The sequence below is a fragment of the Plectonema radiosum NIES-515 genome (genome assembly GCF_025753815.1).
Classification (GTDB): Bacteria; Cyanobacteriota; Cyanobacteriia; order Cyanobacteriales; family Nostocaceae; genus Hassallia; species Hassallia radiosum_A.
Map to the genome: position 1 here is coordinate 1 of NZ_JAOWRF010000241.1, position 10,681 is coordinate 10,681.

The following is a 10,681-nucleotide window of genomic DNA, read 5'->3' on the forward strand; positions in this document are numbered from 1 at the left end:
AGCTAGAAAAGTAGCGATAAAGCTGGGATTAAATCTTGGTGGAATCAGTAGAGGCGCTTTGATATCGCCGTTAAGATCGTTAATCTGGTCTTAAGAATCCCCGTGCGTTCACGCCGGGGAGTGTCAATTATTACTTATTATTTCGGACATCTATACAAAAATCTGAAAACCCTCTTTCTTGCTGGAATTCGTGCCCCAAGCATTGCTGCGGACAACCATGATATAGCGATTCCCACATTCATTTTTGTACAGAATATTGAATTAACCGCTTTGGAAGATAGGCAAACGTCGATGAACGCAGATAAATTTTTCCCTCACCAGACTAGGAAACGCTATAAGTCTTTATCCTACATGATATAACTCGTAGTCGGCACTATTGTGCGATCAGCCGCAAAGAGTCTACAGCGCTGAACAAAATCCCTAGTTTACAGTCAAAACTCATAACACGTATTCAGAATAAAAGCGCTGAAGCACTTACCAAGAACATGGGTAAAAGCCCCGTCCTTCGCTTGACGGCTTTAATTGATTCTGTATATATTTTTTTAGTACCTCCAAGGGTGCGCCGCCCACTGAAGAGGCAAAATAAGAAGGACTCCATAAAGCGTCTTTTCCTAGCGGTTTCTTAAATCCCTCTTGTCCATACCGACGACTCGAAACCCCTTTGAGCGCGTTCACTATCTGAGAGATAGACAATTTAGGAGGATATTCAATTAATACGTGTACGTGGTCTACCTCCCCGTTAAATTCCTGTACTTTGAAATTCATCTTTTCAGATACTTCGCTAAATGACTTTTCAATTCCCTGCAAGACTCACGTTGGTGAGTATAGGCTTTCGATATTTAGTAACGCAGACCAAGTGAAGTTTTAAGTCTGTAACACTGTGTCTTTCCCGACGAAGATCGCTTGACATTTTCTACAGACCAAGTTATGTTATAGGTACAGACCAACTATAACACAAAGCCGTGAAAGCAAGATATCAATACCAATTCTATCCAACAGACCAACAACGAACGAGCCTAGCTCAGTTGTTTGGGTGTGTGCGGGTAGTTTGGAATGATGCTTTGGCTTTGTGCAAACAGTCCGAGAAACTTCCTAGCAATGGGGATTTGCAAAAATTAATATTAACCCAAGGTAAAAAGACTCTTGCGCGTTCTTGGCTTAGTAGCGTAGCTAGCATTGCTTTGCAGCAATCAGTCGCGGATTTAGGAATTGCTTATAAGAACTTTTTTGATTCCCTAAAAGGCAAAAGAAAAGGCAAGAAACTAGGTAGCCCTAGATTTAAAAAGAAAACGAATCAACAGTCTGCGCGTCTTACTCGTGGCGGTTTCTCTATTAGTAAAGAGACGGTGTACCTAGCCAAGATTGGAAATGTTAATCCAATTTGGTCTAGGCAATTACAAGAGTGAACCTAGCTCAGTTACTCTTATTAAAGATTGTGAAGACCGCTATTTTTTAAGTTTTGTGGTTGATATTGAGCCTGTCAGCCTTGATACTAAAAGCCAAAGTATCGGGATTGATTTAGGTATAAAGACTTTTGCGGTAATGAGTAATGGTGAAAAAGCTGAAAGTCCTAGCTATAAAAAGCTTGACAGGAAAGTTCGCAAACTACAAAAGAAATTAGCACGACAACATAAAGATTCAAAGCGTCGGGACAAAACTCGGATTCAAATCGCAAAACGTCATAACCAAATCGCAGACACCCGCAGAGACTTTCTGCACAAATTATCAACTAAGATGACGCGTGAAAACCAAGCTATTGTTTTAGAAGATTTGAATGTGTCTGGTATGGTTAAAAACCGCAAACTTTCAAGAGTGATTAGTTTGCTGTCTTTGCGTGAGTTTCGGACACTTTGCAAGGCTAAGTCTGCAAAATATGATAGAACTTTCATTTGTCTTAGTCGATGGGAACCAACTAGTCAAGTCTGTTCTGAATGCGGTTTTAAGTGGGGCAAACTTGATTTAAAAGTGCGCCAGATTAAGTGCTTAAATTGCGGGACTGAACATGATCGCGATGGAAATGCTGCCAAGAATATAGAAAAAGTCGGGATAGGGCATTGCCACGACTCTAAATGCACGTCGAGACGGAGTAAACCTACTTCGGTAGTATCTGTCAATGAAGCGTGAAGAATCCCCGTGCGTTCACGCCGGGGAGTATGTCAATACCTAATTAAATCTTAATTTTCAACAACGGATTAAACAAGCGGGAAAATTCACCATTTTCAAATGTTTCATCCCAATTTGGAGGTAAACGATGAGGATTAGGATTTTCCCGTGTGGGTATTCGCATGAAGATGTAATCACACTTCACATTATCTAACTTCGTTTGCGAAGTAATTAACCAATCTTCGATGTAAGCACCTGTAAGAGTCGCACCTCTCAAATCGGTTTTGTTTAATTGCGTTTGTCCGAGGTTAGCTCTAGAAAAATCTGCATCTTGGAAGTTAGATGCACTAAGATTCGCTCCGATTAAGCTAGCATCCTTGATATTTGCGGCACGCAAATTTATATTTTGCAAGTTCCAGCCATTCAAGTTTTTATTTTGTAAGTCTTTCGTAACCAACAATTCTCGTAATTGCAGATCGTCAAGATAAGTTGTCCCCACACCGGCAAGATCCAAGTTTTTCGCTTGATACCAGCAGGTGCGTGTCAAAATAGCCGTGATGAAGCTGGTGTTTTTTAGTGTGGCTTGGGTAAAGTCCGCATCTGTCAAATCGCAGCTTTGAAAATTAGTTCCATATTTTGTCACTAAAGCGATCGCTAAATTCCGAGTTAAGCTTTGCTTTTCATCTCCAAATAAAGCATGACAGCTGGCATAAGCGCTCAGTAATATTACTGCGACTGACACCAGTAATGCTATACCACCAGCAATCAAATTGACCATTGCGGCTCCCACAGCTATAGCTCCTGCTATTGCCCCCGCTACTGACACTGTTACTGTCACTGCAAGCAATCCAGCGATAATTCCGGCAAATGCGGCAGATCCAGCTATAACTACTGCCCCTGTCGCCACAATTACTACTGATATCGAGGCAGTAACAATTACTGCTACGATAGAAGCTAATTCCATTACGCTTGTAACTGCTACTCCAGCCCAAGCTACTGCTACTATACCAGCCCAAGCGATCGCCGCCAAACCTGCCCATGTGATTGCCACGATCAAAAACGCGCAGGCTGCTGACAATCCCCGGCGGATAATAGTAATAAAAAACACTAACAAGACGATCAAGCTAACTACCACAACGTAAATATTTTCGCGGTGATTGTTAACCAGAAGAAATCCTAGCAGGGAACCGCCAACGGCTGATAGCAGTCCAGATATTGCCGATAGTAGTAATGCAAATATTACCAAAGCGATCGCCCAACGGCGTTGTAAACCTGCTTTCGCATTGCGAAAATTTGCACTCTTGAGAATGGCACCAGTAAAATCTGCACCACAAATATCAGAATCAGAGAAATCTACGCCTGTTAAGTCTTGCCCTTTAAAGGATTTGCCTCTGAGCTTCCCACGGCGATAATTTTGAGCCATGTTCAATTTCAACAGAGTGGGACACTTTTTGCTACAGGTTGTAGGATATCAGTTTTTGGTAGGTTTATTTCTGTAATGTATTTAAATTTTGAAATCTGACTTTATACCGCTTAGGAAAATCAATGGGTCAACGGCGTTCATTCAGCATATCCCCTGTAAAAGGAGGAGCATAAAGCGAAATCAGCCATTTGAGAAATAGCTTTAAGCAAGTCCTAGAGAATCTCCGTGTATAAGTGACCGCAGAGTGTCAAGAACAGTTCTACCTCAGCTGCTTTAGGTAGATTGCACAACCTGTTTGAAGAATGAATGCACCGTTACGGTAGATTGACTATGTTGGTGCAGTAGGTTTGTGAGACTGCGATCGCACTTCTCATGATGGAAGTGTTTAAGGTTGTGAGTGGAAGAAAATGTTGGGTTTCGTAGCGTCAACTAAATTTCTAAGATCAGCGATCGCTTGGGGCGGCTTTGTAAACCTGCTTTTGCATGGCGAAAAAAAGACGCGAGTTGACAGGAAGTTGATTATGTGATTATGCGAGCGCTTTTGCTATATACTTTTATAATGGGAATATTTTTACTTTTTTTCAACCCTTTATATTTTAGATTATTTAGTTTAATAAACTTTCAGATTTATACACCTACAAAACAATATCACCAATTTTCCTGAATGGCAAGGGACACCACCTTTAAAAACCAAAATTAGCCAAATTTTGGTAAAAATGAATTTTATTGCTTACATTCTCATTAATAATGAGAATGTAATCAAGATTATTAGATAACCAAGTCAACAATATTGACAAAGGTGCATATTTATTGACAGTCAAGTCAAAACACTTAACTTTTTGAGAGAAAGTAAAAGAGGTTAGAATATTAATTTTTGTAAATATATAGCGGTAATTAGTAAGACTAAACTAATTTAGAGCGACATTGTAACGCTTGCTTAAGTAAAGCTTGATATTCATCATCCACAACGCGATAAGCACCAAACCTTTGCAAATGAGGATTCATCATTTGGGCATCAAACAGCACAAATTTTCTTTCTCGCAATCTTTCTACCAACTTCACCATTGCCACCTTAGAACCTTCAGGAATCCGGTAGAACATCGACTCACCAATAAAAGCCCCACCAATAACAATTCCTAAAATTCCTCCAGCAAGTTCATCACCTAGCCAAGTTTCAAAAGTATATGCCCAACCAGCTTGGTAAAGTTCCCAATAAATATCTTGTAACTCAGGTGAAATCCAAGTTGTATCGCGATTAGCGCACCCAAATACCACAGTCTTGAAATCACGGTTAATCGCCACAGAAAAACGCTCTTGATTGATAACACGTCGTAAAGACTTAGGGTAGCGGAATCGCTTATCCAAAGGAATTAAAGTGCGATCGCGACTGCTGTACCACTCCAAGCCATTGCTGTCATCAGCCATGAGAAAATAGCCTTGAGCATAGCCTTGAATAATCGCAGCGACATCATACATACGTTAAGCGCAAAATAAAAAAAGCCATCCTCCCTTGTATCACTCTGCGTTTGACAACTCCTCGGGCTAAAGCCGCGAGGATTCTTCCTTCATCCAACATTGCCTCTAAAAGCAGTGCCTTTAGATGGTCTTACACGTTGTCCAGAAGCGGTAGCGAGATGCCCTCCCGCCAAAATTCGTAAACCTTCATCTCTGATATTTATAGCGGCGTTAACATCCCTATCGTGTAACGTTTGACATCTAGGACACTGCCAGCTACGAATATCCAAGCTTATATTATCTACTTGATGTAGGCAGTTACTACAGGTCTTTGAACTAGGGAAGAACCTATCTACCTCAATGTAGGTTTTTCCCTTCCATTCTGCCTTATACTTCAACATGGTGCAAAATTGACCCCACCCAGCATCACTAATTGATTTTGCTAGTTTGTGAGCCACTGCGTTGCGGGGGTTCCCCCCGTTGTAGCAAGTGGCGAACCCGTGAGGGTGGTTTCTGACCATATTCTTAACTGCCAAGTTTTCTACAACTATGACTTGGTTTTCGTCAACTAACTTACGACTTAGTTTGTGTAGAAAATCTTCACGACATCGAGTAATTTTAGTGTGGACAATAGCCACTTTAATACGGGCTTTATTACGGTTGTTAGACCCTTTCTGCTTACGGCTAAGTAGTTTTTGCGAATTCGCTAATCTTGTTTCATATTTGCGATAATATTTGGGATTACCATGTTTAGTGCCATCAGACGTAATAGCGTAATGGGTTATCCCCATATCTACCCCAACGGCTTTTCCTTCTGAAGATGAAACAGGAATATCCTTACCATCATCATAGAGACAGGCAGCATAGTATTCACCAGATGAAGTAAGTGATACCGTAACAGATTTAAGTTTACCGACAGGTTTACGAGACAGTTTACAATAAACCTTACCTAATTTAGGAAGAGTTAAGTAACCGCCATCTAGTTTTATTCCCTGGGGAAAGCGAATAGATTGTTTTTGTCCCTTTTTCTTAAAGTTTGGATATAAGCCACGCTTTTCAAAGAAATTCAAAAAAGCACTGGAAAGGAAGAGTGCAACTTGCTGCAAACACTGTGATGGTGGTTCTGTTAGCCACTCATGCTCTTTCTTTAAAGAAGGCAGCAAGTTGATGATTTCATTGCGACTTAATCCCTTACCCGTTGTCTTGTAAGTTTCGCTCGTTAAGTTAAGAGCATAGTTGTAAAACCAACGCGCACACCCCATAGACTTGGCAAGCAATATTGATTGCTCACTAGTCGGATAGATTCTGTACTTGTATGCTTTTAACACTGTGCTTACCAAACTACCATTACTATGGTAAGCTAAAACATTAAAAAAGTAAAGTCGTCCTTCTAGGACGGGGTTTTAAACCCAATTTTTCGATAAGATAAAAAAATGACTGAACCTATTGGATCAATCACCCTGCCACCGTCAAAAAATCCCCAGCAAGAGGGAGAATGGTTGCGACAAAGCCTTTTGCGGTGGCTAGATACAGAGTTTATCCCCGAAGCCGTCAATCAAATTATCGCCCAACGTGCGGCACAAATTTTTGTCCGCCAACGCATGGAAGGAGAAAATGACCTGGGTTCTCTGGTAATTGCTATTGTCACAGAGATGCAGGCATTTGATTTTTCCAAAAGTTTCTATGGAGAGTTTGCGATCGCCAACGCCGTCAGCGATCTACTCTTAGAAAGTCTCGGAATTGATAAGTGTTGTGGGGAATAAAAGTTAGGAGGAGCGGAGGAGCGGAGGAGCGGAGGAGCGGAGTTAGCTTTGTTTTCAACTCATCACTCATAACTCACCACTCATCACTTTCTTGTTCTACCAACTAGACTTAACCACACCAGGCAAAAGACCTTCGTGTGCCCATTCGCGCAACACGTTGCGAGATAGCCCGAAATCGCGGTAATAACCTCTAGAACGACCAGTCACCCAACAACGGTTGTGCTGACGAGTAGGAGCGCTATTGCGGGGTAGCTGTTGAATTTTCCGGTGAACTTCCAGCCTATCAAGGGGAGATTCGGTACTGCGGAACTCGTCGAGCAACGCTTCCCGCTTGGACGCATATTTTTCGGCTATTTTGACGCGCTTTTTCTCGCGCTCAATCATGCTCTTTTTTGCCATATACTTTTTACTTATTTAAAGACAGCATTTTTCATTCTATCGGATGGTATCCACAAATGGGCTTTTTGAAGAGGGGAAAAGGAATAAAAAGCTTTTTCCCTTCCCCATTAACCATTCTCCCTTCCCCATTCCCCTTTCACCTTCCCCCTTCCTCACCAGCAGAGGGGCATAATTCAGCCAATTGACATGCAATACAGGCGGGCGATCGCGCTTTACAAATGGCTCGACCATGATAAATTAATCTAATTGACCAATTTTCCCAATCTGCTTGTGGTAATAAATCTATCAAATCTAGCTCAATGCGGATCGGATCTGTATGTTTAGTTAAGCCCAAACGTTGGCTGAGTCGCTTGACATGAGTATCTACCGTCACTCCAGCATTAATGCCATAGGCATGAGCTAGCACCACATTAGCCGTTTTCCGTGCCACACCCGGAAGTTGTAAAAGCTGTTCCATCTGGTTTGGCACTTGCGAGTTAAACTCGTTGAGAATCATCCGACAAGCAGCTTGGATATTCTTCGCCTTATTGCGATAAAACCCAGTTGAATGCACCAAGTTTTCTAACTCTGTTAAATCGGCGATCGCCAAACTAGCTGCATCCGGAAATCTACCAAATAAAGCTGGTGTGACTTTATTCACTCGCTCATCTGTACACTGAGCAGAGAGAATTGTTGCAACTAGCAACTGTACAGGCGTTGAGTAGTTCAAAGAGCAAGTCGCATCAGGATATAAAAGCTTCAGGCGCAAAAGAATTTCTCGTGCCCGTTGCTTTTTAGATAACATGAGGCGAGTAGTGCTTACTGGAATAATTTTTGTACCCACTCCAACTGCGTAGTTTCTTTAACGATCAGAAAAAGTCCTAAACCTAAAAGTAGCACCAAACCAGTTTGCATCACACCGTCTTGAATGCGAGAGGGCAGAGGTTTACCGCGTACACCTTCAATCAGCAGGAAAGCCAGTTGTCCGCCATCCAAAGCCGGAAGAGGCAAAATATTGATAACAGCCAGGTTAATGCTGATAATTGCCGCAAATGAAAGCAAATTTGCACTGTCATCGGCAGCCAACTTAGCACCGACTTTGACAATATTAATTGGTCCCGAAACTTGTCCGGCAGTTTGTTGAAAGTTCGTGATTAACTGTCCAAAACCACTCAGGGTACCCACAACTAATTGTTGAAATCTGTTAGCCGCAATGCTAAAAATTTCTAGTGGATTGCTGGGACGACGATAAACGGGTGTACCATTAGCACCAAGTTGAATACCAATCAAACCTTTGCCGTCAGTTCCTTTTTCTGGCGTTAGTTTTAGGGTACGTTGTTGATTTTCGTGCTGAACAGTCAGTTCAATAGGCTGATTTGGATGATTTTGAATTTCTTTTCTCAGCAAAATGCTGGAATTTTCCGAAGCTGGCAGTTCTTGACCACCCACAGCAAGAATAATGTCTCTTTCCCTAATTCCCGCTTGGTAAGCGATGGACTGTTCATTAACAGGCTGGACAATTACACCAGGCTGGTAATTGATTTTTTCAGGAATACCAACGATACCCAATTGAAGAACTAGTACTAAGTAAGCAAATATTAAATTTGCGATCACTCCAGCACTGATAACGATCGCCCGATCTAAAATTGGACGGTTACGCAGCAGATTCGGGTCATTCGGCGGAATATCACTATCCGGGTCATCGTCAGGAAAACCAACAAAGCCACCCAAAGGAAAAGCGCGGAGAGCATATTCGGTTTGTGAACCTTGGTACTTGAAAATAGTCGGACCAAAACCTAAAGAAAAACGGTTGGCGTAAATACCTTGAGACCGTGCTGCGATAAAATGTCCCAGCTCGTGTACCAAGATCAGAACAGCCAAGACTGCGATCGCTGCTAAAACTGGCATAGAGAAAATTATTGAACCTATTCAGCTACTTATACCTTTATTTTAAAATCTGTCAAACTTTAGCACTTCTCAAACATGGGCATATTTTCCCGCTTTGGGCATTGGGCACGCTCGCATTGGGCAATGGGAATTAAAAAAGCGGCTGTAAGTGATGCGCGAATAAATATAATTCTTTCCATGCCCCATGCCCATTGCCCAAACTTTACAACACCTCTCTCCCCAAAAACGGTTGCAGCACGAGGGGTATACGCACCGTCCCATCTGGTTGTTGATAATTCTCCAAAATAGCTGCCATTGTTCGTCCCACAGCCAAACCAGAGCCGTTTAAGGTATGTACGAACTGAGTTCCCTTCTTACCAGCCTCTTTGAAGCGAATATCGCCCCGTCGTGCCTGGAAGTCGATAAAATTGGAACAGCTAGAAATTTCTCGATACTTACCTGAGGAAGGCAGCCAAACTTCTAAATCATAAGTTTTGCAAGAAGAAAATCCCAAATCCCCAGTGCATAACTCTAAAACTCGGTAAGGTAACTGCAAAGCTTGTAAAATCGCTTCTGCATTTGTCACCAATTTTTCCAGTTCCTCAAAAGAAGTGCCCGGTTCAACAAATTTCACCAATTCAATTTTATTAAATTGATGCAGGCGAATCAATCCGCGCATATCTCGTCCATAACTACCAGCCTCTCGGCGAAAACACGGAGTATAAGCACAATGGTAGATAGGCAAATCAGCCGAATTGAGAATTTCACCTCGATAAAGATTAGTTACAGGAACTTCTGCAGTAGGTATTAACCACAAATCATCATCAGCACATTTAAAGCTTTCTTCCGCGAACTTAGGTAACTGACCCGTAGCCGTCATCGACTCAGTATTAACTAAAATTGGCGGACTAATTTCTATATAACCAGCTTGAGTCTGGCGATCGAGCATAAACTGAATTAATGCCCTTTCCAATGCTGCACCAGCCCCTATCAGCGTCACAAAGCGACTTTGAGCCACTTTGACCGCTCGTTCTACATTCAGAATACCTAACTTTTCGCCAATTTCCCAATGCGGGAGAATATTCGAGTTTTTAGGAATATAATCATCACCCCAACGGCGTACTTCTACATTTTCTTCCTCACTCTGACCAATGGGTGTAGAGTCACTTGGTAAGTTAGGAAGCGCAAGTACAAGTTCTTCAATTTTCGCTTTGAGTTCTTTTTCCTGCGGTTCCAGTAGACTCAATTGCTCTTTAATAGATTTGCCCTCTTCCCGCAAAGCCAGAATTTCTGCTCCTTTGGGGTCAGAACCAGCTTTGATTTTGATGGGAATTAAACCTGCAATTTCATTACTACGTGCTTGGAGTTGATTTCGCTTTCCCTCCAATTCCCGTTGTTGCCGATCCAACTCGAAAATAGGCTGAATGTCATACTTATTAGCGCGACTATTCAACCGTTCATGAACTAATTGGGGATTTTCCCGTATTTGCTTAATATCCAGCACAGATTTTCTTAATCTCTAGCCTATAATCTTCCAGTCCAACACATCAGCATTATACTGATTTTGGCTTGCTATGTAACGAAAAACAAGGGGATAAGGGGAGTGGGGGAGTGGGGTAGTGGGGGAGTGGGGGAGTGGGTGAGTGGGAGACAAGTAGACAAGGAGACAAGG

Annotated in this window: 10 protein-coding genes and 1 pseudogene; 3 read left to right on the plus strand and 8 right to left on the minus strand. The window is 42.1% G+C overall.

Annotation, left to right across the window (positions count from 1 at the left end; all coding sequences use genetic code 11):
* Nucleotides 1–474: 474 nt before the first annotated feature.
* Nucleotides 475–910: pseudogene (gene tnpA, locus OGM63_RS16620) on the minus strand (IS200/IS605 family transposase).
* 52 nt (nucleotides 911–962) lie between these two features.
* On the opposite strand from tnpA, the gene OGM63_RS29585 reads away from it, so the two are divergent.
* The gene (locus OGM63_RS29585) at nucleotides 963–1,406 is read left to right on the plus strand and encodes an RNA-guided endonuclease InsQ/TnpB family protein (RefSeq protein ID WP_318528475.1); all 444 of its coding nucleotides are present in this window, start codon (nucleotides 963–965) and stop codon (nucleotides 1,404–1,406) included.
* A complete protein-coding gene (locus OGM63_RS16625; protein WP_318528476.1) occupies nucleotides 1,369–2,124 on the plus strand; it encodes an RNA-guided endonuclease InsQ/TnpB family protein in 756 nt (251 codons plus the stop codon). Before OGM63_RS29585 ends, OGM63_RS16625 begins: the two co-directional genes overlap by 38 nt.
* Before the next feature lie 43 nt (nucleotides 2,125–2,167).
* On the opposite strand, the gene OGM63_RS16630 is transcribed toward OGM63_RS16625, so the two are convergent.
* The 3 genes from OGM63_RS16630 to OGM63_RS16640 all read right to left on the minus strand — a co-directional run bounded on the left by OGM63_RS16630 (nucleotide 2,168) and on the right by OGM63_RS16640 (nucleotide 6,309).
* On the minus strand, nucleotides 2,168–3,526 hold the full coding sequence (locus OGM63_RS16630; protein WP_263746706.1) for a pentapeptide repeat-containing protein: 1,359 nt from the start codon (nucleotides 3,524–3,526) through the stop codon (nucleotides 2,168–2,170).
* 903 nt (nucleotides 3,527–4,429) lie between these two features.
* The gene (aat, locus tag OGM63_RS16635) at nucleotides 4,430–5,002 is read right to left on the minus strand and encodes a leucyl/phenylalanyl-tRNA--protein transferase (RefSeq protein WP_263746707.1); all 573 of its coding nucleotides are present in this window, start codon (nucleotides 5,000–5,002) and stop codon (nucleotides 4,430–4,432) included.
* An 89-nt stretch (nucleotides 5,003–5,091) separates the two neighbouring features.
* On the minus strand, nucleotides 5,092–6,309 hold the full coding sequence (locus OGM63_RS16640; protein WP_263746708.1) for an RNA-guided endonuclease TnpB family protein: 1,218 nt from the start codon (nucleotides 6,307–6,309) through the stop codon (nucleotides 5,092–5,094).
* Between the two features lie 105 nt (nucleotides 6,310–6,414).
* Between OGM63_RS16640 and OGM63_RS16645 the strand changes: the two genes are divergently transcribed.
* Nucleotides 6,415–6,744, plus strand: coding sequence for a DUF8822 family protein (locus OGM63_RS16645; protein ID WP_263746709.1), 330 nt, complete (start codon nucleotides 6,415–6,417; stop codon nucleotides 6,742–6,744).
* A gap of 96 nt (nucleotides 6,745–6,840) precedes the next feature.
* Here the strand turns inward: OGM63_RS16645 and rpsN are convergent, their stop codons facing one another.
* The 4 genes from rpsN to serS all read right to left on the minus strand — a co-directional run bounded on the left by rpsN (nucleotide 6,841) and on the right by serS (nucleotide 10,513).
* On the minus strand, nucleotides 6,841–7,143 hold the full coding sequence (gene rpsN, locus OGM63_RS16650; RefSeq protein WP_263746710.1) for a 30S ribosomal protein S14: 303 nt from the start codon (nucleotides 7,141–7,143) through the stop codon (nucleotides 6,841–6,843).
* 136 nt (nucleotides 7,144–7,279) lie between these two features.
* A complete protein-coding gene (nth, locus tag OGM63_RS16655) occupies nucleotides 7,280–7,927 on the minus strand; it encodes an endonuclease III (protein WP_263746711.1) in 648 nt (215 codons plus the stop codon).
* A 14-nt stretch (nucleotides 7,928–7,941) separates the two neighbouring features.
* Entirely contained in the window at nucleotides 7,942–9,030 is a 1,089-nt protein-coding gene (gene rseP / locus OGM63_RS16660; RefSeq protein WP_263746712.1) for an RIP metalloprotease RseP, read from the minus strand.
* 202 nt (nucleotides 9,031–9,232) lie between these two features.
* Nucleotides 9,233–10,513 carry a serine--tRNA ligase gene (gene serS / locus OGM63_RS16665; RefSeq protein ID WP_263746713.1) on the minus strand — a complete coding sequence of 427 codons (1,281 nt, stop codon included), beginning with the start codon at nucleotides 10,511–10,513 and terminating at the stop codon, nucleotides 9,233–9,235.
* Nucleotides 10,514–10,681: the final 168 nt, after the last annotated feature.

Excerpts from the sequence above, each read along its gene's own strand:
- OGM63_RS16625 (WP_318528476.1), top strand. The coding sequence starts at position 1,369 with ATGTTAATCCAATTTGGTCTAGGCAATTACAAGAGTGAACCTAGCTCA.
- OGM63_RS16630 (WP_263746706.1), bottom strand. The coding sequence starts at position 3,526 with ATGGCTCAAAATTATCGCCGTGGGAAGCTCAGAGGCAAATCCTTTAAA.
- aat (WP_263746707.1), bottom strand. The coding sequence starts at position 5,002 with ATGTATGATGTCGCTGCGATTATTCAAGGCTATGCTCAAGGCTATTTT.
- OGM63_RS16645 (WP_263746709.1), top strand. The coding sequence starts at position 6,415 with ATGACTGAACCTATTGGATCAATCACCCTGCCACCGTCAAAAAATCCC.
- rpsN (WP_263746710.1), bottom strand. The coding sequence starts at position 7,143 with ATGGCAAAAAAGAGCATGATTGAGCGCGAGAAAAAGCGCGTCAAAATA.
- nth (WP_263746711.1), bottom strand. The coding sequence starts at position 7,927 with ATGTTATCTAAAAAGCAACGGGCACGAGAAATTCTTTTGCGCCTGAAG.
- rseP (WP_263746712.1), bottom strand. The coding sequence starts at position 9,030 with ATGCCAGTTTTAGCAGCGATCGCAGTCTTGGCTGTTCTGATCTTGGTA.